This is a genomic window from Streptomyces sp. NPDC002698 (assembly GCF_042888945.1).
Classification (GTDB): Bacteria; Actinomycetota; Actinomycetes; order Streptomycetales; family Streptomycetaceae; genus Streptomyces.
In genome coordinates this window covers 45176-70872 of the sequence record NZ_JBIAQM010000038.1, presented here as the reverse complement: position 1 = coordinate 70872, position 25697 = coordinate 45176, and the positions used below count along the sequence as shown (strand labels likewise).

The 25697-nt window shown below is 71.9% G+C and carries 22 protein-coding genes and 1 pseudogene; 7 read left to right on the top strand and 16 right to left on the bottom strand.

Annotated features, from left to right (window positions below; all coding sequences use genetic code 11):
• Nucleotides 1-176: 176 nt before the first annotated feature.
• The 12 genes from ACFYW9_RS34620 to ACFYW9_RS34565 all read right to left on the bottom strand — a co-directional run bounded on the left by ACFYW9_RS34620 (nt 177) and on the right by ACFYW9_RS34565 (nt 12973).
• On the bottom strand, nt 177-1787 hold the full coding sequence (locus ACFYW9_RS34620) for a hypothetical protein (RefSeq protein ID WP_389158983.1): 1611 nt from the start codon (nt 1785-1787) through the stop codon (nt 177-179).
• Nucleotides 1784-2707 (bottom strand): FAH family protein, encoded by a 924-nt coding sequence (locus tag ACFYW9_RS34615; RefSeq protein WP_389158981.1) that lies wholly within the window; start codon nt 2705-2707, stop codon nt 1784-1786. Before ACFYW9_RS34615 ends, ACFYW9_RS34620 begins: the two co-directional genes overlap by 4 nt.
• Nucleotides 2708-2822: 115 nt before the next feature.
• A complete protein-coding gene (locus ACFYW9_RS34610) occupies nt 2823-4028 on the bottom strand; it encodes a mandelate racemase/muconate lactonizing enzyme family protein (protein ID WP_389158979.1) in 1206 nt (401 codons plus the stop codon).
• Nucleotides 4021-4911, bottom strand: coding sequence for an alpha/beta hydrolase (locus tag ACFYW9_RS34605; RefSeq protein ID WP_389158977.1), 891 nt, complete (start codon nt 4909-4911; stop codon nt 4021-4023). The genes ACFYW9_RS34610 and ACFYW9_RS34605 overlap by 8 nt, the downstream gene beginning before the upstream one ends.
• 13 nt (nt 4912-4924) lie before the next feature.
• Nucleotides 4925-6703 (bottom strand): GH3 auxin-responsive promoter family protein, encoded by a 1779-nt coding sequence (locus ACFYW9_RS34600; RefSeq protein ID WP_389158975.1) that lies wholly within the window; start codon nt 6701-6703, stop codon nt 4925-4927.
• Between the two features lie 139 nt (nt 6704-6842).
• On the bottom strand, nt 6843-7133 hold the full coding sequence (locus ACFYW9_RS34595) for a hypothetical protein (RefSeq protein WP_389158973.1): 291 nt from the start codon (nt 7131-7133) through the stop codon (nt 6843-6845).
• The gene (locus tag ACFYW9_RS34590; RefSeq protein ID WP_389158971.1) at nt 7130-7771 is read right to left on the bottom strand and encodes a hypothetical protein; all 642 of its coding nucleotides are present in this window, start codon (nt 7769-7771) and stop codon (nt 7130-7132) included. Before ACFYW9_RS34590 ends, ACFYW9_RS34595 begins: the two co-directional genes overlap by 4 nt.
• A gap of 326 nt (nt 7772-8097) precedes the next feature.
• On the bottom strand, nt 8098-8895 hold the full coding sequence (locus ACFYW9_RS34585) for a carbon-nitrogen family hydrolase (protein WP_389159015.1): 798 nt from the start codon (nt 8893-8895) through the stop codon (nt 8098-8100).
• A 47-nt stretch (nt 8896-8942) separates the two neighbouring features.
• Nucleotides 8943-9710 (bottom strand): SDR family NAD(P)-dependent oxidoreductase, encoded by a 768-nt coding sequence (locus ACFYW9_RS34580; RefSeq protein WP_389158969.1) that lies wholly within the window; start codon nt 9708-9710, stop codon nt 8943-8945.
• Nucleotides 9711-9935: 225 nt separating this feature from the next.
• On the bottom strand, nt 9936-10862 hold the full coding sequence (locus tag ACFYW9_RS34575; RefSeq protein ID WP_389158966.1) for a TetR family transcriptional regulator: 927 nt from the start codon (nt 10860-10862) through the stop codon (nt 9936-9938).
• 462 nt (nt 10863-11324) lie between these two features.
• Complete coding sequence (locus tag ACFYW9_RS34570; protein ID WP_389158961.1) at nt 11325-12281, bottom strand: NAD-dependent epimerase/dehydratase family protein; 957 nt, start codon at nt 12279-12281, stop codon at nt 11325-11327.
• On the bottom strand, nt 12278-12973 hold the full coding sequence (locus ACFYW9_RS34565; RefSeq protein WP_389158957.1) for a ScbR family autoregulator-binding transcription factor: 696 nt from the start codon (nt 12971-12973) through the stop codon (nt 12278-12280). Before ACFYW9_RS34565 ends, ACFYW9_RS34570 begins: the two co-directional genes overlap by 4 nt.
• Nucleotides 12974-13096: 123 nt before the next feature.
• On the opposite strand from ACFYW9_RS34565, the gene ACFYW9_RS34560 reads away from it, so the two are divergent.
• The 4 genes from ACFYW9_RS34560 to ACFYW9_RS34545 all read left to right on the top strand — a co-directional run bounded on the left by ACFYW9_RS34560 (nt 13097) and on the right by ACFYW9_RS34545 (nt 16372).
• Nucleotides 13097-14119, top strand: a complete 1023-nt coding sequence (locus ACFYW9_RS34560) for a ScbA/BarX family gamma-butyrolactone biosynthesis protein (RefSeq protein WP_389158954.1) — start codon at nt 13097-13099, stop codon at nt 14117-14119.
• 391 nt (nt 14120-14510) lie between these two features.
• Nucleotides 14511-14987 carry a hypothetical protein gene (locus ACFYW9_RS34555; protein ID WP_389158951.1) on the top strand — a complete coding sequence of 159 codons (477 nt, stop codon included), beginning with the start codon at nt 14511-14513 and terminating at the stop codon, nt 14985-14987.
• Nucleotides 14988-15093: 106 nt separating this feature from the next.
• Nucleotides 15094-15912, top strand: a complete 819-nt coding sequence (locus ACFYW9_RS34550; protein WP_389158948.1) for a hypothetical protein — start codon at nt 15094-15096, stop codon at nt 15910-15912.
• 22 nt (nt 15913-15934) lie between these two features.
• Nucleotides 15935-16372 carry a glutaredoxin domain-containing protein gene (locus ACFYW9_RS34545; RefSeq protein WP_389158945.1) on the top strand — a complete coding sequence of 146 codons (438 nt, stop codon included), beginning with the start codon at nt 15935-15937 and terminating at the stop codon, nt 16370-16372.
• 151 nt (nt 16373-16523) lie between these two features.
• On the opposite strand, the gene ACFYW9_RS34540 is transcribed toward ACFYW9_RS34545, so the two are convergent.
• The 3 genes and pseudogenes from ACFYW9_RS34540 to ACFYW9_RS34530 all read right to left on the bottom strand — a co-directional run bounded on the left by ACFYW9_RS34540 (nt 16524) and on the right by ACFYW9_RS34530 (nt 19270).
• Entirely contained in the window at nt 16524-17513 is a 990-nt protein-coding gene (locus tag ACFYW9_RS34540) for an ornithine cyclodeaminase family protein (protein ID WP_389158942.1), read from the bottom strand.
• A gap of 300 nt (nt 17514-17813) precedes the next feature.
• Nucleotides 17814-18499, bottom strand: a pseudogene (locus ACFYW9_RS34535) (DNA alkylation repair protein).
• Nucleotides 18500-18709: 210 nt separating this feature from the next.
• Nucleotides 18710-19270: a YceI family protein gene (locus ACFYW9_RS34530; protein ID WP_389158939.1), complete on the bottom strand. Its 561-nt coding sequence runs from the start codon at nt 19268-19270 to the stop codon at nt 18710-18712.
• 179 nt (nt 19271-19449) lie between these two features.
• Here ACFYW9_RS34530 and ACFYW9_RS34525 point away from each other — a divergent pair, with 179 nt between their 5' ends.
• From ACFYW9_RS34525 to ACFYW9_RS34515, 3 genes are all read left to right on the top strand, one after another.
• Nucleotides 19450-20091 carry an SMI1/KNR4 family protein gene (locus tag ACFYW9_RS34525; protein ID WP_389158936.1) on the top strand — a complete coding sequence of 214 codons (642 nt, stop codon included), beginning with the start codon at nt 19450-19452 and terminating at the stop codon, nt 20089-20091.
• Between the two features lie 314 nt (nt 20092-20405).
• Nucleotides 20406-22013: a D-alanyl-D-alanine carboxypeptidase/D-alanyl-D-alanine-endopeptidase gene (gene dacB / locus ACFYW9_RS34520; RefSeq protein ID WP_389158933.1), complete on the top strand. Its 1608-nt coding sequence runs from the start codon at nt 20406-20408 to the stop codon at nt 22011-22013.
• A 547-nt stretch (nt 22014-22560) separates the two neighbouring features.
• A complete protein-coding gene (locus ACFYW9_RS34515) occupies nt 22561-24222 on the top strand; it encodes a glycoside hydrolase family 76 protein (protein WP_389159013.1) in 1662 nt (553 codons plus the stop codon).
• Between the two features lie 113 nt (nt 24223-24335).
• Here the strand turns inward: ACFYW9_RS34515 and ACFYW9_RS34510 are convergent, their stop codons facing one another.
• Nucleotides 24336-25316: a threonine/serine dehydratase gene (locus ACFYW9_RS34510; RefSeq protein WP_389158930.1), complete on the bottom strand. Its 981-nt coding sequence runs from the start codon at nt 25314-25316 to the stop codon at nt 24336-24338.
• Nucleotides 25317-25697 lie beyond the last annotated feature (381 nt).

The window sequence follows — 25697 nt, the reverse complement described above, 5'->3', positions numbered from 1 at the left end:
TCCCGTCGGTCCTGCTGGTCCAGGCCCCTGAGCGGCGCCACACGGAAAGAATAGAGAACGATCGCTTTGTTTTCGACTCCGGGGTGAGGACTGCCGGATACTTAGCGAAGTCCGTCCCCCGGACTCGGTCGAGAAACACGTCCTGACCTGCACATACGCGGAAGCGGTACGCGGGGTCAGGCGACGAGGTCCAGGGCGCGTGCGGTCAGCTCCGCCGCGATCTCGGGTGCGGTGAGCCCCCCGTACCCGGCGGCAGTCCGAGCTCCGGCCCCCGCCTCCGGGAGGCCGGGCATCCCCAGCGAGAGCGTGAAGGCCCCCTTGAAGCGGGACAGATGCAGGACGCCGAGCCGCCGGGGACCCGCGCCGTGCACGACCGCCCCGGGGGAGATCCCGTACGCGGTTCCGTACGCGCTCGTTCCGCCTCCGGCCTCGTACGCGCTCCTTCCGCGCACCGCCTCGTACGGGGTCGTCCAGTACCGGGCCTCGTGCGGGGCGGTCCGGTGTCGGGCCTCGTACGGGGTGGTCCCGTCCGACGGGCTCCCGTACGGCGAAGTCCCGTACAGGGTGGTTTCGTAACGGGTCACCAAGGCCGCGTGGTGGCCGAGCGCGGTGTCAGCGCACCCCTCCTGCGTGACCCGGAAGCCGAGCCCGCCGTCGGCGGCGGCCGCCGACTCGTCCTCCACCGCACGCCGGATCCGCGCATGGTCCTGCCGGACCGGGTGCCAGGCGGCGTCCGCCGCCCGCACCGCCAGACCGTACGCGCGGGCGTGGTCCACCAGCGCGCCACCGTCCCCGGCCCGTACGGTCGCCCGTACGACGTTGACGAAGCAGCCGACCTCGGACACCCGGGCACTCTCCGCGTACCGCCGCCGCAGCGAGACCGCCGTCAGCAGCGCGACCTCCTCCTGGCCGGCCGCCCGCGCGCAGGAGTCGGCCAGCGCCGCCGCGAAGAACTGGCCCGCCGTGATGCGGTGGCGCCCGCACCACGCCGTCAGGCGCGCGCTCTGCCGCGCGGTCAGCGACACCGGTGCCACGCCGCACCCCGCACCGCCGGGCGTCGCCACCGTCTCCGCCGCTCCCGAAACCGGTCCCGGGTCCTTCGTCCGGCCCACCGTTCCCGGAACCGGCGCAAGGTTCTCCGGCCCCGCGGCACGGGGCGCGAGAAAGGCCCGCGGGGCCGGGGCCGTACCCGGCCCCGCGGGCGGCCCCGGGTACGGCGGTGGCGGCGGCCGGTAGGTCAGCTCGTCCGCGTCGGGGGCCGGATCGTGCCGGTAGCCCGGCCTGCCCCGGCCGGCCGCGCCCTGTCCGAGCAGGGCGTCCAGCAGCGCCCGCAGCAACCGTGCCGTGGACGGGCCGTCGCACAGCGCCGGGTGACAGGTCAGCAGCAGGTGCGTCGCGGCGGCCGCCGGATCGTGACCGACCCCCAGCCGCCACAGCGGACCGCCGACCGTCAGGACGTCCCCCGCCCCGGACGCCAGGACGTCACCGGAGTCGTCGTGGCCGGGACCGGGGCCGGCCGCCGTGCACATCTCCTGGCGGAGCTGCTCCGGCGCGAATCCGGGCACCTCGTGGAACCACAGGCTCCCGCCCTCCTCCACGATCCGCAGGGACAGGGCACGAAACCCCCGCGCCCACCAGGCCACGGCCCGTTCCACGTGCGCCGGGGAGAACACGGCGGCCACCGTCAGCCTGGTGGCGGCCTGGGTGTGCCCGCCCGTCAGCGCGTGCCGGTAGGCGCAGGCCGCCTCGGTCCCGCTGAGCCTGCGCAGCGCCCCGGCCGGCGTCATCCCGCGACTCGTCCCGCGACCGGCCGCGTCTCACGCGGGCCGGGCCAGGAGACCGTGTTCGTCAGGCTGACCCCGTGGCTCTCGAAGTCGAGCGTGACGCGGTCCCGGTCGGCCATCGTGAACCCGTCGTGGAAACTGCTGCGGTCGGCGCCGAGGTACACGTAGTGCACCCGCCCCGGGTGCAGGAGCGCCCCGTGGGAGAACAGCCCGGCCATCATGTCCTCCAGCCCGTAGTGCAGCGCCTTGGTCCCGGTGGTGAAGTCGCCCTCCCAGACCCGCGCGCCGTCCCGCTCGATCGTCACCCGACCGGTCACCGACCGGGGCGGCTCGTCCAGGAACAGCCAGGGCGCCACCCCGGCGTCGCAGAGCTTCGCGTACGACAGATGCCCGGCGTGGCGCCGGAACCGGCCGATGTCGGTGAGGTCGTTGCCGAAGGTGTAGCCGGCGTAGCGCGGGCTGCCGTGCTCGTCGGTGGCGAACACCAGCACCACTTCCGCCTCCTCGCACAGCGCGACCGCGCCCGGCGGTACGGACAGCGGTTCGCCGGAGACCTTCAGGACCTCTCCGAGACCCTTGACGAACCAGTTGGGCTGCGCCTGCGTGGCGGCGTCGACCTTGACGTTGTGGGTCTGCATGAAACCGCTGACCATCGCGTCCCCGACGGACGCGGGCAGCAGCGGGGGCCGCGGTACGAGGCCGTCGCGCCCGGTGGCGGGGACGACCACCTCGGGGCGGCCCGCGGTGAGCGCCGCCCGCAGCGCGGCGCCGTCACCGCCCGCCGCCGACACCGCGGCGACGACCGCGGCGCCCAGGTCCTCTCCGTGGCGGGCCGGATAGAGGCGGACCGCCTCCCCGTCCGCGGGCAGCCCGAGGCCGAAGTGGCGCTCGCCCTGGTAGGCGCACTCGAAGAACACGTTCATGGGAAAGATCTCCTTGGATGCCGAATGGGTGCCGAATGGATGTCAGATGCCGGAGCACGGCGGATGTCAGGTGCGGGTGTGCGGTGCGCAGGTGTGCGGGTGCGGGGCGCCGTGGTCAGAGCGAGGCGCGGACGGCGGGTCGTGGGGTGTCCACGGGCTGCCAGGAGCCGCTCTCCTCGGGGAGGGCGAGCACGGCCCACGGCTCGGCCGCGTCGTTCAGACTCATGCCGAAGCCGGGACCCGGCGTGGGCGCGAGGGTGTTGGCACGGCGGTCGACGACCGGGCGCGGCGAGACGATCATCTCGGGGAAGAAGCGGTCGCTCTGGCCCGCCTCGACGGTCAGCGCGTCACGGTGGCAGAAGGCCAGCGCCCGGCCCGCGTTGATCAGCGGGCCGACCTCGGCCACCTGGACACCGATCTGGAACGCGATGCCGTGCCGGCGGGCGTGGCCGATCAGGCGGGCCGCGCGCAGCGGGCCGCCGTTCTTCGCGACCCGGATGTTGAAGGCGTCGCACGCCCGCGCCTCGACCGCGGTCCGGGCGTCCTCGGGGGTGCACAGCGACTCGTCCAGCATGATCTTCAGCCCCGCCCGGCGGCGCAAGGCGCCCAGAGCGGCCCAGGAGCCCTTGGGCAGCGGCTCCTCCACGTAGTCCGCCCCGGCGTCCCGCAGCCGCCACGCGTGGGGGAGCGCGGTGGCCTCGGTCCAGCTCATGTTCGCGTCGACCATGACCGGCACGCCGTCACCCACGTGCGCGCGCACCGCCCGGACGCTGCGCGCGTCGCGCAGGATGTCGTCGGATGCCTTGATCTTGACGAAGTGGAACGGGCCGCGGGTGGCCAGGAACTCCTCGGCCGTGATGCTCAGGTCCAGCACCTGCGAGACGGGCAGGGCGGCCGGTGGCGGTGCTCCGCCCGCCACCGGCCCGGCGCCGCCGAGCAGCTCCGCCGCGCCGAGTCCCAGCCGCCGGCCGAGCAGGTCCAGGACGGCCGTCTCCAGCAGGCACAGCAGGTTGTTCCCACCGGTGATCCCGAAGACCGTCGCGAAGCCCTCGCGCCGTACGCGCTCCAGGAGGTCGGCCGGCGGCTCGCCGCGCAGCAGCACGAAGACGCGTTCCAGCGGCGTCCGGCGCAGCGCCGCGAGGACGGACTCGCCGCTCTCGCCGGTCACGTACGTCCGGGGCGCGCACTCGCCGATGCCGCTGACGCCCTCACAGGTGAGCCGCAGCACGAGGCTGTCGGAGGCGGCGCGGCGCGCCGCGGGGTGGTCGAAGCGGGCGTGCATGGGCTGGCGCACCCGGTGGACCAGGGCGGCCTCAGCCATTGCGGTCGAGCCCCTGGAGCAGGGTGGCCGTGGAGGTCCAGTCGACCAGGTCCGCGCTGACGCCGGTGAAGAAGAGGTAATGCTTGTCGGTGGGCAGCTTCATGATCGTCCCGCGGTCCGGTGCCATCGTGGCGAACACCCGGTGGGCGCTGTCGAGGTCGACGATGGGATCGCGCATGCCCGACACGTAGGTGGCCGGGACCGCCGGGAGCGTCCGGGGGCCCGGTTCCAGGTAGCGCCGTTCGATCTCCAGCAGGGTGGCCCGTGAGCGGCGGGTGATCAGGCGTACGGTGAGGTCGTCGTGGTCGATGAACTGCCGGTACTTGGGGTCGTCGGTGAAGTCCTGCGACCTCAGGCCCGCGTCCCACGGCTCGGTGCCGGTCTCGGCGGCCAGCGCCCGCAGTTCGTCCTCACCGAGGGTGGCGTGCATCCGCCCCAGCCAGGCGGAGCAGAACACGGCGGCGTCGTAGCGGGTGGTGAAGTCCGGGTGGTGCATGAGGGCGGCCATGAAGGAGCCGCCCAGGCAGTGGCCGAAGAGCGACAGCGGCACGTCGTCGCCGATCATCTCCCGCACCCGGGCCAGCGCGGCGATGTAGTCACCGAGCAGGGTCTCGGCGTCGGGCAGGTCCCCGCGGTCGCCGGGGCTGATCCCGCTGCCCCGCCGGTCCAGGACGAAGAAGGCGATGTCGTTGTCGGCGAAGCGGGGGCCGACCTCCCACATCCAGCCGGCGTGGCTCTGCAGACCGTGGAAGTAGAAGACGGCGCCCTTGACCCGCTGGGGGTGCTGGGGCCGCCAGAGGTGCAGGGCGAGGTCGACGCCGCCGGAGGGCAGGTCGATTATCTCGCGGCGGGTGTTCTGCGGAGGCCTCTTGGTCTCGATCATCTTGTTCTTCTCCTCAGCGTCCGAAGCGGCCCGCGGCGGTGACCGCGGTGATGGTGACCGACGTGTCGGCGGTGGTGGCGACCGGCGTGTCGCCGGTGTCCGTGGTGGTGGCGACCGGCGTGTCGGCGGTGATGCCGTCGATCCCGGCCATGAAGTCGACGTCCTGGTGGAACGGCTTGTACTTGTACTGGGTGGCGTTGCCCGCCTGCCGCCGGGACTCGGCGTACGAGGTGATGGCGTCGAGCGGCACGGTGCGTACCCCCAGCGGCGCGAGCCGGCCGCTGTCCCGCTTGGAGGCGTACTCGATGTTGACCTCGCACAGCTCCCGGTCCACGGCCTGGGAGAGGGCCCGGTCGAGGTCCCCGCCCGGAACGGCGACCTCGGCGGCGACGACGTAGTGCGGCGGCTCCGCCCACTGCGGCCCGCACATGTACAGGCCGGTGTCGAGACCGAGCCCGGCCATGCCCTGCTTGATGGCCTGGCTGACCTCGGCCTCGGTGATCTTCTCTCCGGTGAAGGAGTGGAAGACGCCGTCCCGGTGGACGAAGTGCAGCCACGGCGTGCCGTCGACGATCCGGTCGACGCGGTAGATGTCGCCGGTCCACAGCCGGTAGAGGCCGTTGCCCTGCGTCATGATCAGGTGGTAGTCGCGGCCCGCCTCGACCTCGTCGAACAACAGCGTCCGCACCGGCGTCCCCGCGTCGACCAGTTCACCCAGGGGCACGTCGGCGGGGACGAACTCGAAGAACGCCTGGCCGACCGCGAGCGGCTGGCTGTCCAGCGAGTCGTCCACCGGTACGGAGGTCACGCCCTCGGTGCCGCAGCCCATGAACGGCAGCTTGCTGACACCGGGCAGCACCGCGTCCAGCTTGGCGCGGTACAGCTCCGCGCTGGAGGACAGCCAGCAGCTGTACAGGGTCAGCGACGGCCACACGTCCGTCAGGCTGAACTCGCCCTTGGCCAGCACCGATTCGAGATGGCGGGCCGCCTCCTCGTCCGGCTCCGACCACGGCCGGCCGTCGAGCGTTCCCGCGCGCAGATCGCGTACGAGCTCCTCGCCGTGCTCGGCGACCAGGTCGCGCAGCGAGATGAGCGTGCTCGGGTTGATGGCCGAGATGTAGTGCAGGTCCTTGCCGACCAGGTGGCGTATGCGGTGGTACATCCGGCCCGAGTGGGTGGCGGGGGCCTGGGTGTCGAACCAGGGGGACCGGTACCACGGCGGGTTCCAGTCACGGCTGTTGATCTGCGGGTGCCGGTTGCTGATCGCCTGGTGCTCCACGCCGTGCACGAAGTCGTACACGTCCTCGCGGACGGTCTGGGTGTCCAGGGTGGCCCAGGGGTGGGCGAGCAGCTCGGGGTGGTGCAGGAGGTAGGTCCCCCACATGGCCTTCATGGCCGGGATGCGGTAGGTGAGCAGCCAGTGCAGGGTGTACGGGACCCGCTTGGGCACCCCGGTCGTACCGCTCGTCTTGAGCCAGCGCAGTACGGGGCTGCAGGAGAGCACGCCTCCCTTGGTGCGGGTCTCGCGCTCGATCTCCGGGAGGAAGTCGGCGTACCGCCTGATCGGCAGGACCGAGCGGAAGCGGGAGGGGTCCTCGGCGATGACGTTGTAGCCCCGCGCCTTCCAGTGCAGGGAGTCGGCGCAGACGCCGATGATGTCGCGCAGCACCCGTTCCTGCGCGGACTTGGGGTCCTTGAGGTCCGTGAGCAGGTCGTCGCGGGCCTGGAGGCACTCCTGCACGAAGGGGTCACGGCGGTCGGTCCAGTGCTGCTGCCAGTCGGTGGTGTCCATCGGTGTCGTTTCTCCTTGCGGATAAATATGGATAAAACGGTCACATGGGGCATGGGGGTGCCCGTGAGTGCGGGCATCCGAGGGTGGGGTGGCGGCGAGGAAGGGCCGCCGGGCGGGGCGAACGAGCGCCCCGGGCCCGTCAGTTGTGGGGCAAGGGGGCACCGGAAGCCGGTGTCCCACCCGCGCTCACGGTCGTAGTCGTAGCCGAGGCCGTAGCCGTAGCCGTAGCCGTAGCCGAAGGTGTGGGCGTGGTCGTGGGTGTGGTCGTTCGGGCGAGTTCGGTCAGCTCGTCGAGGTCGTACAGGGCGCGCCGCGCGGTCCCGTACCGGGTGATCTTGCCGCGCCGGGCCCACTGGCGGATCGTGACCTCCCGGACGCCGAGGACGAGTGCCGCGAGCTCGGTGGGCACTCGCCGGGTGCGGGGGCTCACGCCGCCTCCCGCAGGGCGAGCCACTGACGCGGGGTCAGGACGTGCCCCGCGGCGCAGACGGGTCCGCGCAGCAACAGGCCCTCGCCACCCCGCCGGGGCAGGAACACCTCGGCCGTGCAGCCCGGTTCGACGCACGGTCCGAGGGGGACGAGGCCGGCCGCCGGAGCGGTGTCCTCCCGGCGCAGTCCCGCCGTCGCCCGTGCCATCTCGTCGGCGAACCGGCCCGCCTCCGGACGGGCCACCAGCCAGCCGGCGTACCGCCCGAGGAAGGCGGCCATGTCGGCCACCGTCCGGCGCGGCGGCGCCGCGTCCGCCACCTCGTCCACCACGAGCCGCGACCAGGAGGACAGCACGGCGACCACGTCGTGGCGGGCCTCCAGAGCCGAGGAGCGCACCGGCAGAGCGGCCTCCCGGCTGCCGGTGACGCGCTGGGCGGGAGCGCCGCCGGAAGGCCTGCCGCGCTCGGACTCGCTGTGCCCGTGCAGCCCCGGCAGGGCGGCCACGTCACGCACCACGGCGCGCCGGCACAGGCCGCACAGGCGACTGCCGGGCTCCGCGCGCCGCCCGCGCGGACGGCCGGCGTCGCCGTCCGCCCTGCGGCAGCGCGTCGAGGTGCACGGGGACGATTGGTCGGTCACGGCCAACTCCTAGCTTTTTCGGGGTCGGTGAACAAGAAAGCGCCGCACGAGGCGGCGCTTCGGGGAAGAGGTGAGGAGCCGCCGTACGGCGCGAACGGGCCTGTGGAGCACGGCGGTTCGGGCGATGCGGAGAGCGTCCGGAAGAAGACATACGGGCTCGGGAAAGAGCGTTACACGGCTGCCGCGCGGCCACAAGAGCCGACCGTCCCGGCGGCCGGACTCCCCGGCTACTTCGGCAAGTCCGGCGCCGTGACCGCCCTGCGCGGGCCCCGGCACGCCCGTTGCGGCCGCCCTACGCGGGTTGCGGCACGCCCGATGAGGCCGCCCTACACCGGTTGCGGCACGCCCAGTACGCGATCCCGCAGCACGGGGAACTCCTCACGGGTCCGGGCGACCAGGTCCGGGTCCAGGTCCACCCGGAGCACCTGCTCCCCGGCGCCCGCCTCGGCGACCACCTCGCCCCACGGGTCGACGACCACGCTGTACCCGGCCTGCTCCACCCCGGCGTGTGTGCCCGCGGTGTTGCAGGCCAGGACGTACGCCTGTGACTCCACCGCGCGGGCGCGCGCCAGCAGTGACCAGTGCGAGCGCCGCCGCGCGGGCCATCCGGCCGGGACGACCAGGAGATCGGCACCGGCGTCGACGAGCAGCCGGAACTGCTCGGGGAAGCGCAGGTCGTAGCAGGTGGCCAGGCCCGCTGTCAGCCCGGTGCCGGTCAGCCGGGCGGTGACGACCTCCTGCCCGGCTGCCATCAGAGCGGCCTCGCCGCGGTCGAAGCCGAAGCGGTGGATCTTCCGGTAGGTACCGTGCAGATGGCCGTCGGGTCCGAAGAGCAGCGAGGTGTTGCGCAGCGCCCCGTCCGGGCACCGCTCGACGATCGAACCGGCGTGCAGCCACACCCCGCCGTCGCGGGCGGCCGCCCCCATCGCCGCGGCCGTCGGGCCCGCCAGCGGCTCGGCGTGGGCGTCGAACCGCTCGAAGTCGAAGGCGCCGACCGTCCACAGCTCGGGCAGTACCACCAGGTCCGCGCCGTGCTCGGCCCGGACCAGGTCCGCGACGCGCCCGCGGCGGGCACCGGCCGTCTCTTCGGGGTCCACGTCGATCTGCAGGAGCGCCGCGCGCACCGTCGTACCGTTCATGCTGGAGTCCTGTTCGTGTGAAGTGTCGTGTCTCAGCGCAGGTGGGAGGCGCCGTTGAGGTCGAGCACGGCCCCGCCGGCCCACTCCGCCCGCTCCGAGGCCAGCCAGGCCACGGCCGCGGCGATGTCCGAAGGGTCCGCCACGCGTCCGTACGGGCTCTGCGCGCGGATGGCGTCGCCGTCGGGGCCGGTGAGCATGGGCTCGGTCAGCTCCGTGGCGACGAAGCCCGGCGCGACGGCGGTGACCGTGATGCCGTGCGGGGCCAGGGACCGGGCGAGGGACTGGGTCAGGGCGTGCAAGGCCGCCTTGCTCGCCCCGTAGGCGGGGGCGTCGGGCTCGCCCCGGTAGGCGCCGCGGGAGCCGACGTTGATGATCCTGGCACCGCGCGGGCCCTGCGGCCGGTGCGTCAGGTGGTCGACCAGGCACCAGGTGAGCTGGGCGGGGCCGTGCAGGTTGACGTCGATGACGCGCCGCCACGCGGCCTGCCAGTCGGCGTACGAAGTGCCGGTGATGGGCTGTTCGGTGTAGATCCCGGCGTTGTTCACCAGGACGTCGACGGTACCCAGAGCGGTCACGGCCGCCGCCAGCACCGCCGCGGCCTGCTCGGGGTCGGAGAGGTCGCCGGACACGACCGTGTGGCCGTCGCCGGGCAGCGCGTCCGCCACGGCCCGCGCGGCGGTGGTGTCCGAGTGGCAGTGCACGGCCACGGCATGTCCGGAGGCGGCCAGTTCGGCGGCGACGGCGGCTCCGATGCCGCGGGACGCGCCGGTGACGAGTGCATGGCGTCGGGCGGTGGTCAAAGGGACGCTCCTTGGGTTCGGCGGGTGCGGTGGGCGTGGCGGGTAGGGCGGGGGAGACCGGCAGGCGAGCAGGCGGGCAGGCAGGCAGGCGGGCAGGCAGGCGGGGAACCGGGGCGCGGCGGCGGTGGGACGGGAGAGGACCGGGCGGGGCGGGCGGAGCAGTCCGAGGAGTAACGGGGACTGCTGCCAAGCTAGTTGGGTGTGGCAGTGGGAGAGTCGAGGGAGTCAGCGCGATCTCTCCGGGTTTCCGGCGGAGGAGCTGTCTCCGGCGCGGAAGCTGTCCGTGGCGAGGATGTCGGCCCTGGCGCGGAAGCTGTCCCCGGCGAGGAGGCTGTCCTCGGCAGGGGAGTCCCCCTCGGCAACGGAGCTGCTTTCCACGGGGGTTCGGTCCTCGGCGTGACACGCGTTCCCGGCGGGGGAGCCGTCGGCGGGAAAGCCGTCTTCCACGAGTGCGGGTTCTCCCGTGAGCATGAGAACGGCGTTCTCCGTGAGTGGGGACTCTCCCGTGAGAACGGCGCTTTCCGTGAGCGGGGACTCTCCCGCGAGAACGGTGTTTCCCGCGAGGGCGGTGTGGAGCCCGCCGCACGTCAAGAACGCCCACAGGTCGCGCAATTCCTGCGACACGCTGCCGCCCGCCGCCCCGGACCGCACCGACGCCTCGGCGCCGGCCATCAGGTAGGCCACCAGCAGTTCCATGTCCCGCAGGTCGCTGTCGCACGGCACCCGGATTCCGTCCGCCTCGGAGCGGGCCCGCTCCAGCAGGTCCCGCAGGACGCGGACCCACCCCGCGGGCCGCTGCGCCGGGTCGGCCGTCCCTTCCCGGACCAGCCGTCCGGCCGCCCGTACGGTCACGTCCCGTTCCAGCAGCCGGGCCAGCTCTATCGTCAGGTCGATGACCACCTGGACCCCGGGGTGCGGTACGGCGGCGATGGGGCGCAGGGCGGCGAGGGCGGCCGCGTCCCCGGCGGCGCGCACGGCTTCCGCCAGGTCACCCTTGGTGGGGAAGTGAAAGGTCAGCGCGCCCATGGTGGTGCCGGCCGCCTTGCAGATCCGCGACAGGGAGGTCCCGGCGTACCCGTGCCGGTCGAACTCCGCGGCCGCGGCGGCGATCAGTGCGTGGCGGGTCTGTTCGGCCCGCAGCTGTCTCACCACGCCAGGACCTCCGGGCCGCGACGACTGCGTTCCCGCGTGGCGGGGGTGGCCGGCGGGGGTGGCTGAGGGGTCCGCTGTTGTCGACCGGGCTGCACGGTTCCTCCGGGCTGCTAGAAGGCGTTGCGCCGGTCGGGCCGGAGTGGCCCGAGGTGTCCGGTGCCGTGCGCCGCACGGTGGAGGAGACGTTGTGGGGCGCTCGGGCCACGGGCCACCGGTCCCCGGCTGTTCAGCGGGACGGGGTCCACTCGGCCCTCTTCCGGCGGTGACCGGGGCCGCGGGCCAGGAAGGCCCGGCGGGCTCCCCGGACCGTGCAACACGATGTCGGTGCTTCGGTGCTTCGGTGCTTCGGTGCTTCGGTGCCCGGAGCCTATCGGCGAGCGGCGCCGGTGCCGCCCCGCTCGCGCACCTGGCGAACGACTTTGGCACCTTGCGGGCATCCGCCTTACGGCACCGGCGCATCCGTCAACCGGCCGCCAGATGAACGCGGTACCAGGACGCGGACTCGGCGAGACGGGTCAGTGGGCCGGGTCCCGCCGGGCAGCCGGTGATCCGCCAGATCTCCTCGCTGCGGTACCAGTGGTCGCGGGCCAGCAGCGAGAACTGACGTTCGCTCGTGCTTCCCGGCACCTCCCGCAGCCGCCGCAGGCAGCTCTCCCAGGGCCAGTCTGCGCTGACCGGGTCCAGTAGGCCGCCCTCCGTGAGCGCGGCCATCAGGTCGTGGTTGCTGACGGGCACCGGATGGCTCGCGTGGTGCACCGCGGGGCCCGCCGGGGTGCCGGTTCCGGCGAGCGTGACGATCAGCCGGGCCAGGTCCGTGACGTCGACCACCGACAGCAGCCCGCTGCCGCCGTCCCAGTGGGCCGGGACCCTGGAGCGCAGCTCCGACAGGGCCGGCACCACCCAGCGGTCACCGGTGCCGAGGACGAGGCCGGGCCGCAGCACGACCGCTCCCGCCTCCAGGGCGAGACGCTCCCCGGCGAGCCGGGTGACGCTGGCCGGGGAGACGGGGGCGGGGGAGACCTCGTCCACCGTGATCCCGCGGTGCGGGCCGGGCCCGTAGACCGCGGCGGTGGACAGGTGCACGATCCGCGCGACGCCGGCGCGCCGGGCCTCGCCCAGGAGAGCCCGGGTGCCGTGCACGTTGACGGCCTCGCACGCCTCCGGGCTGCCGGAGACCCGGGAGGCGAGGTGGATCAGGACGTCCGTTTCGCGTGCCGCGCCGCGCAGGGACGACGGGTCGGACAGGTCTCCGGGCACCCAGGACAGGCCGGGTGTGTCCGAGCCGTCGGGCGGAGCGGTCCGGGCGAGGGCGCGGACGCTGATGTCGCGCCCACCGGCGCGCCCGCGCAGCGCGGCGCGCAGGACCTCGGAACCGACAAAGCCGGTGGCGCCGGTGAGCAGGACTCTGAGCGGTCTCACGCGGGAGACTCCGTCTCGTCGGCACCGGCAGTGGCACCGGCAGTGACAGCAGCAGCAGCGGTGGTGGCGGTGGTGCCGGCGATGCCGCTGTGCAGGGACAGGTCCAGTTCCGCGATGACCTCGGCCGGGGCCAGCGCCGGCAGCAGGCATCGCCACATCGAGGCGATCCGCTCGGGGAGGTCGGCCCGGTTGGTGGAGATCTGGGACATGATCTGCGTACCGGTGTAGGCGCCCACCAGGAGCCGGGCGAACTCCGCCTCCTGGACGTGCGGCAGGATCTGCCCCATCGCCCGGGCCCGCTCGAGCTCCTGGCGGAACTGGTCGGCCCACCACTCGTAGATCGCGTAGTCCTGCAGCTCGGTGGCCCCCTGCTCCACGGCGAGTCGTACGCCCGCCCGGAAGAGGATGTTGCTCTGCATCTCGACCGCCAGGTAGGCGGTCATGTCCAGGAGCTGCTGGAGGCCGCCCCCGCCCTCCGGCATCCGCAGGTCCGCCGCCTGTTCCAGGATGACCGCGCGGGCCAGTTCCTCCTTGGACTTGAAGTGGAAGTACATGGCCCCGGTGGTGGCGCCGGCCCGGTCGAGGATCTTGTTGATGCTCGCGCCGGAGTAGCCGACTTCGTCAAAGACCTCCGCGGCGGCGCGCACCAGTGTTTCCCGGGTCCTGATCGCACGCTCCTGCTGACGCGCCATCGATCAACCTCCTGATCCCCTCGACAAACAAAAAGAACGACCTCTATGTTATTCGAGTCGGGCCCGACGACCAAACGGGAACCGGCTTTCCGTCTCGTGCTGAACCCAGGGGGAGATTCAGTCATGCCGTCGAACGCTGTCCAGGAACACGTCACCACCGCTGTCCAGGAACACGTCGCCACCGCGGTCCGGGAGCACGCCACCGACCTGCTCGCACCCGTACCGCAGAGCTACACGCACAAGACGAGGCCGGAGGAGGTGCTGCTCCGGACCTGGGAGCGCACCGGCCCCGACGCCTTCACCGTCATCGCCCAATGGCCCCGCGACCACCGCTTCTACCGCACGCGCCACGGCCTGCTCGACCCGATGCTGCTGAGCGAGACGATCCGCCAGACCCTGCCGCTGCTCTCCCACGGCGCCTACGCCGTACCGCTCGGCCACCAGCTCCTGTGGCAGGACCTGGACTGGCACCTCGTGGATCCGGACCCGGAGATACCCGCCGGCCCCGAAGGACCTCTCGCGCTGCACACGGGCCCGTACCCCGCTCCCGCTCTGGTCGAGCTGCGCATCACCTGCCCGAAGGTCACCTACCGCCGCGACCGCGCCGCCGCGATAGCCCTGACCGTCCAGGTCCTGCGCGACGGCGCCCCGTTCGCCACCGCGCACTCCCGCTTCACCATCCAGGCCCGCACCGTCTACGAGCGCCTGCGCGGCCGGTACGCCGACATCACCGCCGTCCGTGTCCTGCCGCTGTCGCCCCCGGCGTCCCCGCGGCCCGTGGGCCGGGACGGCTTCGAGGACGTGGTGCTGTCTCCCACCCACACCCCGGATCGCTGGCAGTTGCGGGCCGACACCACCCACCCGATCCTCTTCGACCACCCGGTCGACCACGCCCCCGGCATGCTGCTGCTCGAAGCGGCACGCCAGGCCGCCCAGGCACTGGCCCACCCCGCGCCCACCGTCGCCGTCGGCATGGAGTCGGTCTTCACCCGCTACGCGGAACTCGACGCCCCGTGCTGGATCCTGGCCGACGCCCTCCCGGCCGACCTCGTCGGCCGCACCCGCGTCCGCGTCACGGCCCGCCAGAACGACCGCGACATCTTCACCTCGACCGTCACCCTCGCTCCGGCCCCCGCCCACCCGTAACCGCATGGGGCCGGTGCCCTCCCGGACACCGGCCCCACACCGTTGTGACCTGCCCGGGCGAACCGCGACATCGGGCCCGTGATCAATCGCGGGCGGAGCCCGCGTCGGACCACGGGAACGCGCGGTTCTCCCGAGCGGGACAGGGTGGCCGTCCGCGTTCCGTTCCACCGTGGGCAGCCCCGTCCGCGTGGCCGTTGGACAGGAGTGGCACTTGTACGCCCGCTTCACATGAACCGTGGCCATGCCCGCGAACCGTCCCGACCCGAGTCATGATCGAACCAGCGGGTCGCGGCACTATGATCCGCCAGGCGGCGCTTCCCAACTCGCCCCCTCTTCGGAGGAGTTCGTTCGCTCTCCGCCCTGAAGGGCGCGGTATCCACGGAAGGATCCGATGCACAGCGATCAGCCCAGCCCGGCCCTGGTCCTGCCGATCATTCTCATCGGCTTGATCGTCGCGGTGACGTTGGCGGTGTACGGCGCCGGTTCCCTGGCCCGGAACGGCGTCCGGCGCACGGACCTGGGTGTGCGGCTGCGCTCCGGCGCCGCCCTCGCCGGGGCGGCAGCGGCCCTGATGTACGTCTGGGGCGCGGTCCACCTGGTCCGGGACGAGACGATGACGAACCAGGCGTGCCGGGACGCGGTGCCCGCGGCTCAGGCGGCACACCTCTCCGGCGTCGACGTCTCCCTGCTGCCGGTGCGCTTGAACTGCTATGTCACCGAGGGCGGTTCGTACGCGGCCGCCGTCCCCGGGTACGTCAACCCCGCCCTGCTGGGGCTGGCGCTGACAGCTGTTGTCCTCGGAGTGTTCGCGGCCCTCGAATCCGAGCGGCGAGCCAGGGACGACTTCGCGAAGCGGGAAATCAGTTGAACATGGCGGCGTTCTGGTCGACAGGGGGAAAGGCATGACGGTGCGCGCTGTGGGGGTTCAACAGGACCGACAGCCCGGTTCCGGGACGCGCCGGGAGCGCGGCACCATGGTGCGGGTCCTTGTCTGCACGGTGATCGCGCTCGTTTCCTGGGGCATGGGAGTGGCCGGCACCATCGTCTACCAGAGGGTCACCGCCGCTGACACATCCGCTGTCGACGCGCAGGCCGCCGAACTCGCCGACGACCTGCGCGGAGACCTGAACGCGGGCTTCTACTCGGGCGGCCGGACCTACGGGGGGCAGTTCACCGAGGGCACGCTGGTGGCCCGGGCCGAGGCGCACGGCGGAGTACTGCTGAGCGTCAGCGGAGCGAAGGACCGGCCGGACCCCGACCTCCACACCGCGACGGTGATGCTGGGGCTCGTGCCACCCGCCAGAGGGACCGTCGCCGCGGACGCCTATCCGGTCCGCTGCTACCGCCTCACGTTCGGTATCGGCCCCCACAGCGTGGACCGGTCCGCCATGACCTGCCCGGCTTCGCGGACCGACGGCGAACCCGGCAGCCTGACGGCGCAGATGGGCGCGCTCCTCGCGCGGCAGCCCACCGGTCCGAACGCGTACCGGCAGATGGCGACTCGGGGTTATGCGCATACGACGCAGGGCGCCCTGGACTTCCTCAGGGACAAGCGACTGGTCGCGGCCAAGGACACGGTGACCGCGGTCTCCGGAAGGACCGAGAACGGTGACGTCTACCTCCTGGCCCTGCGCATCAACGGTGTCTGCCACCACCTGCGAATGGACTCCTCGTCCGCCGCGTCAGACCTGGTACCCCTGTGGGCCGTCCCGGCCGACCGGCAGAAGGCGTGTGACGTGAGCGAGCCCGTGGCAGCCACCCTGTACGGGATCGACCCGGCGAAGGCGGGGTGACGACGTCGATAGTCTCGTCACCATGACGCGTGTCTGGATCCTGCCGACGCTGCTGGTGCTCTGCGGCTCGGTCGTCGCCACCGGGCTGATCCTCAAGGGGAACCCCGGTACGGCCGCAGTACTCCTGCCGGCGTTCCTGGTGCTCGCGGCCGTGAACTCGCCCCTGATCTTCCCGACGTCGATCAGCGCGCGGGAGGCGCAACGCCGCAGCGCGGCCGACGGCCGGCCGGTCGTCTTCTGGCGTCCGGGCTGCACGTACTGCATACGACTGCGGATCCGGCTGGGCCGCAGGGCCCGCCGGCTGCACTGGGTGAACATCTGGCAGGACCCGGCGGGCGCCGCGGCGGTCCGGGCGGCCAACGACGGCAACGAGACCGTGCCGACCGTCGTCGTGGCGGGCCGGCCACACACCAACCCCGATCCCCGATGGGTACGCGAACAGCTCTCTCCCTCCACGTGACCAGACGCTCGAGATGGTTCCGGCGACACCGCCCGAGAACCTCCCGCACGGCCCGGCCTTCCAGCTTCCCCCCAGATGAGCTGAGTTCTGAAGCCGAAGAGCAGGCTCAGGATCGGTCCCCGTCGGGTTCCGGCGCTGTCGTCCGGCGGCATCACCGCAACGTGATCCGCTCGCCGATCGACCGCTCGCGGGCGGACGCGACGACCAGGGCCGTGGCCGCGGCGTCCTGCACCGCCGTGCCGACCGACTTGTAGAGGGTGATCTGGTCCGGCGATGTGCGCCCCGGTCTGCTGCCGGCGATGAGTTCGCCCAGCTCGGCGTGTACGTGCTCGGCTGTGATGAGGCCGTCGCGGATCGGCGTGATCAGGTCGTTGCTGCCCGCGGGGTACGGGGCGAGCACGGCCCGGCGCGATTCGACGCACACCAGCGCCTCGGCGACCGTGGCGTCGTCGACCTCGCGTCCGGCCGGGTTGAATCCGACGGAGGTGATGTGTACACCGGGTGTCAGCCAGGGGCGGCGGATCACGGGTTCGACGGCGTGCGTCGTCGCCGCGGCGATGTCGGCGCCGTCGAGCGCCTCGGCGTAGCCGGCCACGGCCCGGACCTCGGCCTCCAGTACGGCGGAGAGTTCCTCGGCCAGGGCGGCGGCCTTCGCCGGGTCCCGGCCGGCCACGCGGATCTCCCGGATCGGGCGGACCCGGCAGATCGCGCGGGCGTGGGACCTGGCCTGCACACCCGTGCCCAGTACGGCCAGCACCGTCGCGTCCTCGCGGGCCAGCAGCCGCGCCGACAGTGCGGAGCAGGCGCCGGTGCGCGCCGCGGTGATGGCCGTACCGTCCAGCAGTGCGGCAGGCTCGCCGGTGTCCGGATCGAACGCCACGATCAGCGCCTGATGTGTCGGCAGCCGTACTCCGTCGTTGTGCGGGAAGAGGGACACCAGCTTGGTCATGAGCACCCCGGCCGAGGGCAGGAAGCCCGGCATGGCCGCCAGGAATCCATCGCGTTCGGGCACCAGGGCGGCGACGCGGTCGGGTACCGAGGCGCGGCCCGCACTGAAGTCCGCCATCGCCGCAGCCAGGGCATCGATCAGCGCGTCCACGGAGAGCAGTGACTCGACCTGCGAGCGGCCCAGAACAAGCATGCGCTTCAGCCTCCTGATGCCGGTCGTCCGGCCGACGACCGCACCGCCCAAGCGTCGACCTCAGCCCCGTCGCCGCACCGCTACGACACGCGGTCCTTCCTGAGAACGGACCTCCGCGATACGCGTACACGTCGCCCACCCGCGGATGCGATACGAGGACAGCGGCCCGGCAAGCACCGCTCCCGCACAGCCGTCAACGCACGCATCGGCCCTTCACCCACGCATGCCCCCGGCCCCCTGTCGCCCCGCCGCTCACCGAGGCCGTCACACCGGCGGGCCGCGGTCGATGGAGCCGGCGCCTCAGCCGTGCTGTCGGCGCACCATCTCGGTGATCCAGACGGGCGCGAACGGGAGGTGCAGCCCGGGGGAGTGGGGTAGTCCTTGAGGACTTCCAGGCGCTCACCGATGTCGACGGCACGGGCGCGGTGCTCGGTGTGCTCGATCCCGATCTGGGCCAGGCAGTGGTTCATCGCCCACTGCAGGCGATCGGGGGCGTCCTTCATGTCCGCCTCGATGGTGTCGAGCAACCCCGGGAGGTCCAGGCCCCCGGGGTTCTTCGCCACGCGTTCGGTGGTCAGCGCCCAGCCCGCACTGGCCACCACCGGATCCGGATCGGCGGACCAGGCCGGCCGCAGCTCCTCGGCGTGCGGGTTCTTCTTGACCACGTAGTTCACGAGCCAGTCGTGGACCTTGGGTGTGCGCGCCTGGCGCAGCATGGTGTCCAGCTCCGCACGCCCGAACGCCTTCGGGCGGCAGATCAGGATCGCCAGCAGTCTCGCCGCGCTGTCATCCGTCTCCCAGAGCCGGCAGGCGAGTTCCTGCTGTGTCTTCAGCCGCTTCGCGAGCGCACGCAGCTTGCCGAGGTTCACACCGTGATCGTCACCGTGCTTCTCGTTCACGGCGCGTGCCTTGGGGTCCTCGAGCCCGGCCAGCTCGGCCATCACCTCGGCCACCGTCGCCTCGGCCACGCTCGGCCTCCCGTCCATCACCTGAGGGGTCCAGCCGACGGGTACGCCGACAACCTGGATCGTACGAGATCGGCTCGGTGTGCCGCCGGAAGGTGCTGGACCGGGGTCGCGGGCTCGTCACCGGCGTGCGGACCCGTGACGAGCAGCGGCCAGCGGCCCGCGGAATCGTCGGGCCACCGGCGGTGACGAGATTCCGCCGGGACGGCGGGATGGCGGGACGGGGACCGGTCAGGCGTCCTTGATCGCGGAGATCTCGAACTCCAGCTGGATCTTCTCGCTCACCAGGACGCCGCCGGTCTCCAGCGCGGCGTTCCAGATGACGCCGTAGTCCTTGCGGTTGATGGTGACCGAGCCCTCCAGGCCGACGCGAATGTTGCCGAACGGGTCGGTGGCGGTGCCCTCGTAGATGAAGGGAATGGTCACCGGCTTCGTGACGTCCTTGATGGTGAGATCTCCGGTGACGTCGAAACTGCTGTCGCCGCTGCGGTGCACGGCCGTGGAGACGAACGTGATCTGCGGGTACTCGTCCATGTTGAGGAAGTCGTTGCTGCGCAGGTGCTTGTCGCGATCGGCGTTGCGGGTGTCCACGCTGTCGGCCTTGATGGTCACCGTACCGCTCGACTTCGACGGGTCGGCGCCGTCGAAGGACGCGCTGCCCTCGAACTCGCTGAACGCGCCGCGGACCTTGGTGACCATCGCGTGCCGGGCGACGAAGCCGATCCGGCTGTGCGAGGCGTCGATGGTGTAGTGCCCGGTCAGGGGGGACAGGTCGGTGGGGAACGCGGTCATCGCGGGTGCTCCTCGGGTCGGCGCGCCGTGAAAGAAGATGCGTGCAGTGAAGGAAGGTAACGGACATACGTAATCTATCGGCCATGCTGCGCGAGTGCCCGCCACCACGGCGTGGCGTGGCCGTCCGGCCGTAGGCACCGGCGGGCCCGCCGCTCTCCTCGGCAACTACCCTCACCCGCGTGACGACCGATTGGACAGCGGAAGCCCGGCACATCGCTCGGGGGAGGCGCTTCGACGAGTCCGGCAGTCCATCCGTGAGGCAGGCCGCCTCCCCGCTGCCGCTGCCGCTGCCGCTACCGCTGTCCGAAGCGGAGATCCGCGAAGCGGAGGCGGAACTGGGCATCGCGTTCCCGGACCAGTATCGCGAGTATCTGCTCCGACAGAGTGCCGGCGGCACGGTGAACCGCCTATACCGATCTGCGGCGGGCTGGGGCTGGCATGGAGACTCAAGCACCAACTACGACTTGCTCACCACCGACTTCCCGCATCCCGACTCCTATCGTGTCTACGAGGACGAGCTGGACGCGCGCGAGCCGCTGACGCAGGACTTCCCGGACCACAACGCCTACCGAGCTGCATGGGAGCAGTGGGACGCCGAGTACGAGGTGTTCCAGGAGCGCAAGACGTCCGGCGCCGTATTCATCCAGGACAACGGCTGTGGCTTCTCGACCCTGCTCGTCGTCACCGGTCCGCACCGGGGCTCACTGTGGTTCGACGGCCGGGCCACCTGCGACCTGATCCTTCCCATGACCCTGGACGGCCGGCCCGTCTCGTTCACGGACTGGCTCGCTCGACGGTCCATGGATCTGGTCTCCTGGTGAGCGCGACCGGGCCGATGCCGCGAACGCGACGAACCGGCCGACGTCACTCAAGGTCTGCGGATGACAGCCGTGTCACCGGACCCGGCACCACGCGCGCCGCTCACGGCACTCGCGCGGGCTCCCCGCGCCGTCGGCTTCGGTGATCGACCGACCGGATGAAGTTCTCCCCCAAGCTGTCGGCGCGGCGCCGAGCAGGGGAAACGTGCGCGGTCCGTGTTCCTACGATGCCGCAGGAGCGCCCCGGCGAGCAGGGTCCGGGCGAGTCGGGCCCGTACGATGCGGATTTCCCCGACTCGGCTTCTTCGACTCCAGAAATGGCGGAACGCATGAGACCGATGATCTGTGGCCGGCTCCGGACCTGGGCCGGTGCCGGTGCGGCACTCGCGCTTCTGGCGGGGGCGGCGGCCGCCGGTTCCCCGGCGGCGGCGCACGACGACGACCTCGGGCCCGCCATCGAGGCGATCATGCACAAGCCCGGTTACGAGCACGCGCAGTGGGGCGTGCTGGAGACGGACCCGGAGACCGGCCAGGTGATCCACTCCCAGTTCCCGGACCAGTTCTTCGTCCCCGGCTCGACGGTCAAACTGGTCACCATCTCGACCGCCTGGCACACCCTCGGCCCGAACCACCGTTTCACCACTCCCGTGATGGCGACGGGCACCCGCACCGGGTCGACGCTGCACGGGAACCTGGCACTGGTCGCCCAGGGCGACCTGACCATGGGCGGGCGCACCAAGCCCGACGGGTCCGTCGACTACACCGACATCGACCACACCGAGGCCGCACTCCCCGGCGCGAGCCTCACCCCGGAGAACCCGCTCGCCGGCATCAACGAGATCGCCCGGCAGATCCGCGACGCGGGCATCACCAGGGTCGACGGCAACGTCATCATCGACCCCCGTCTGTTCACTCCCCCCGCGCTGAGCCCGCAGCCCACCCCGCTGATCCTCAACGACAACCTGATCGACCTGCTGACGACGCCGACCACGCCGGGGCAGCCGGCAAAGCTGTTCTGGCGCCCGCAGGTCTCGCCGTACCACGTCACCTCGACCGTCCGGACGGTCTCCAGCGGCGGGGCCACCTCCGTCAACGTCACCACCTCGCCCGACGGCACCCAGATCCACCTCTCCGGCACCATCGCCGCCGGTTCACAGCCCCTGCTGCGGGTCTCCAACATCCAGGACCCCAACGCCTTCGGCCGCACCGCGCTGATCGAGGCCCTCGCCCGTGCCGGCGTCACCGTCACCGCGCCGCCCACCGGCCCCAACCCGCAGAAGCAGCTGCCCGCCTCCTACCGCAACACCCCCCGCGTCGCCGCGTACGTCTCCCCGCCCTACAGCCAGTACGCCAAGCTGATCCTCAAGGTCAGCCACAACCTCGGCGCCAACCTGGCCCTGTGCAACATGGCCGTCGCACGCGGCAGCAAGAACTGCTTCGACGCGTTCCCGATCGAGCACGACTTCCTCACCAACGTCGCGCGGATCGACCCGAAACAGTTCCAGCTCGCCGACGGGCGTGGCGGCGTGCCGGGCGAGCGGGTCACTCCGAAGGGCCTCGTCGAGCTCCTCACCTACTGGCTGCACACCCCCGACGCCAAGGCCTTCCGCAAGCTGCTCCCGATCCTCGGCGTCGACGGCTCGAACGGGATCTCCTGCACCACCGACTGCCCGGCCAAGGGCAAGGTCTTCGCCAAGCCCGGCACGATCATCGGTGACGACGAGCTGAACCAGCAGCTCGCGGCCACGGCGCAGAACGAGGCGGGCTATCTGCAGACCGACGACGGCCGGCTGCTGACCTTCTTCGTCGGCGTCAACGGCGCCTCCAGCCCGGACCTCCAGAGCTTCCTCAGCATCTTCAACGACGTGAACCAGATCACCGCCCTCCTCCAGGAGCAGGCCTCGGCAGGCGAAGCGCACCGCTAGCCGACCGCTAGCCGACCGCCGAAACCGCCGCACGACCGCCGAGCGCGCAGGGGCCCGCCCGAAAGGGGGCGAACCCGGTGCGCTCGGCACCCTGGTACCAGCCGGGCCGCCGTCACCGACACCATGAACTGCGTTACGGGAAAACCCCGTTGGCGACATTGACAGGGATGCGTCAAGCCAGTTCACTGCCTCGAAGGAAGGTGCGGACCGGGCCCGACCGCCGCGCACCCGGCTCGTCACGGCGTCGTCGGTCCCGGCCGAGCCCGCCGCCCCGGCATCCTCCATCGTGAAATCGAGGCGAGTTCCGGTGTTCTTGCGCAGCGCCGACATCGTTGTCGGATCACGGTTCCTCAGCTTCCTGTCGGCGGTCGTTCTCGTGTGTGCGGCTGTCCTCCCGGCCGCGACACCCGCGGCCGCCGTCACCCGGGTGTGCGTACTGGCCTGCGACACGCTGGACCCCTCGCTGGCGCGGCAGGAGAGCTTTCCGGCACCGGCGAAGGTACTCAACGGCCGTCGCCTCGAACTGCACGTCTCCGACGCGGACGACATGGCGTGGGCCAGTATCGACGGCGGCGTGACCGGCGACTCGGTGTGGCTCGACCGTTCCTGGGACGGCGGTGCCACCTGGGACGGGCTGCTCGGCAAGGCCGCCGTCCCGGGCACCTGGACCGGCACCAGGACGCTGATGTACAACATCACCGATCCCCGCAACCACCGACGCGGGCTGGTCCGGGCCTGCGGCGACGCCGCCGCAGTCGGCTGCACCGACTGGGTCTATCCGACCGTCTGCGACACGCTCTGCGACCGCACCGACGCCGGCCGGGCGTCCGGCGACGACCAGCCGGTACCGTCCGCCACGCTCTACGGCCGTACGATCCGCCTGCACGTCGACCAGAAGAACTCCATGGCCTGGGCGAGCGTCGAATCCGGTGCCGGCGGTGACGAAATCTGGCTGGACCGTTCCTGGGACGGCGGCTCGACCTGGCCGGACGGCTCCTCCCTCGGCCGCACCGCCGTCCCGCACGGAGCCACCGGCACCCGTACGACGATGTACGCGACCCGCGATCCGCGCGGCCTCCTCTACGGTGGCGCGGTCCGCGCGTGCGGCCGCGAGGCCGGTCACCAGGAGGGCAGCTGCACCGCGTGGGCCAGGCCCGTGCCGACCCGGGCACGCGCAGCCGCGGACGCGCTCATGTCCTCGTACGACCCCTACAACGGCTGGTGGCCCAGCAGTTGGTGGAACTCCGCCGCCACGCTCACCTCGCTCGTCGACTTCGCCAGGACGACCGGCACGCACGACTACGACTGGGCCGTCGCGCGCACCTTCGACCGGAACAAGGGCACCTTCGCGGCAGGCGTGCGCGGTTCGGACGCGATCGAGGGGCACTTCATCAGCCGCTCCATCGACGACTCGGGCTGGTGGGCCATCGCCTGGATCGACGCGTACGACTACACCGGCGACTCCCGCTATCTCGACGAGGCCGTGACCATCGCCGGCTACGTCCAGCAGTACTGGGACACCGGCACCTGCGGAGGCGGCGTGTGGTGGGACCGGGAACGCACCTACAAGAACGCCGTCACGAACGGCCAGTACCTCTGGCTGACCACCGCGCTGCACCAGCGCATCCCGGGCGACACGGTGTGGCTCCAGCGAGCGAGAACCGCCGCCGCTTGGTTCAGGACGAGCGGGATGATCAACTCCTCCGGGCTGGTGAACGACGGGCTGACCTCCGCCTGCGTCAACAACGGCGGAACCGTGTGGAGTTACAACCAAGGGCTGGCCATCGGCGGTTTCACCGAACTGTGGAGGTCGACCGGGGACGGTTCCCTGCTGGCCACCGCGCGGACCCTCGCCGACGCCGCCGTCAGCAGCCCGGCGCTGACCCGCGACGGCGTACTCACCGAGTCCTGCGACGTCGGCTCGGCGTCCTGCGACGACAACCAGAAGCAGTTCAAGGGCATCTTCGTGCGGAACCTCGCCGACCTCGCGAGGGCGACCGGCTCCAGCGCCTACCAGGGCTATCTCCAGAAGCAGGCGGACACGTTGTGGACCCGGGACCGCAGCTCCCTCAACGCCCTCGGTGAACGCTGGGCCGGCACCCTCCCCAACCAGACCGACTGGCGCACTCAGGCCGGCGCCCTCGGGGCGCTCACGGCGTGCGCAGGACCGGAGGGCGACAGCAACGGCAGGCCAAGACGGGCGAGTTGAGGGCTGCTTGCTTCCCGGCGGCCCGGCGGTCTCACCGTGGGGCGGGGCCCAAGGGCACGTGGTTCCGTACGGGGTTCACCTGCCGCCCGACGTGATCCACCGCCACTTGACGGTCAGGACCGGTGGACGGGAGCTGCGGCGATCCAGCCGTGATAGGCGTCTACGTCGACGTTGCTCCCGCACACGATGGTGACCACATGCCGGCCGGCGAACCGGTCACGGTCTTCGAGGACCGCCGCGATGCCGAGCGCGGCCGACGGCTCGACGACGAGGCCGGCGTGGTCGAGGAGCATCCGCATACCGGCGATGATCGATTCCTCCTGGACCAGAACGGCGTCGTCGGCGACCAGGAGGAGGTCGTCCAGGACGGCGGGGACGGGATACCGGCCGGCGACACCGTCGGCGATCGCGCTGGTCGAGTCGGTGGTGACGACGCGCCGCCCGCGCCACGAGTGTGTCATCGCCGGTGCGCCCAGCGGCTGGACGCAGATCACCTCGACCTCGGGCGCCATGGCCTTCAGCACATGACCCACACCGGTGGCCAGCGCCCCGCCACCGAGAGCGATCAGGACGGTGTCGAACGACGGCACGGTGTCCACCAGCTCCAGGCCGATGGTCGCCGCACCCTCGCAGGTCTCGATGTCCAGACTGTCTTCGACCAGCCGGATTCCCTCGCGGCGCGCGATGGCCGCCGCCCGCTCGCGAGCCATCTCGTGATCGCCGTCCACCAGCTCCACCCCGGCGCCCAGCGCGCGAATGCGGTCGAGCTTGGCCACCGTCGCGAAGCGTGACGCCACGACCGTCACCTCGAGCCCCCGGCCGCGGCCGGACCACGCGAGGGCCTGGCCGAGATTTCCAGCGCTGGCACACACCACGTCGCGCGAGCCGTCCCCGGCGAGCAGGCTCGCGACCACCTCGGTGCCGCGGGCCTTGAAGCTGCGAACCGGGTTCGCCGTTTCGAGCTTGATGCTCACCGCGCATCCGAGGCCGGGCTCCAGCGCCTCGCAGCGGTACAGCGGAGTGTCGAGGAAAACCGGGTCGATGACCCGGCGGGCCGCCCGGATCCGGGCGATGTCGAGGCGCGTCTTCTGCACGACGCGGAAGCGTAGCGCGAGCGGCGGTTCATATCCCGCGGTTCAAGGGGGCGGTTCAGGCTGCCTGGGCTTCGGGACACTCGGCGGAGCCAGGAACAGGCAAGACCTGTGGGCCGGCATGTCGTACGGCGTGAACGTCACCTCCTGATGCGCGGGTCGTCCGACGCGTATCGTCCGGACACGGCGTGGGCGTGGAGACCTGCCTCGTCGGCCTCGACGGAAGTGACGACTTGACATCCTCCCCCTCTTGAATGAGGGGGATTCCAGCCCGGCTGGGTTGGGGTTCACGGCCGCTCGGCCGCTGTTCGGGCGGTGTCGTCCCTCCGGCACCGGCTGTTTGCCGGGGGCGGAGGCACGGTTGCTGGGGCGCCGCGGCATCCG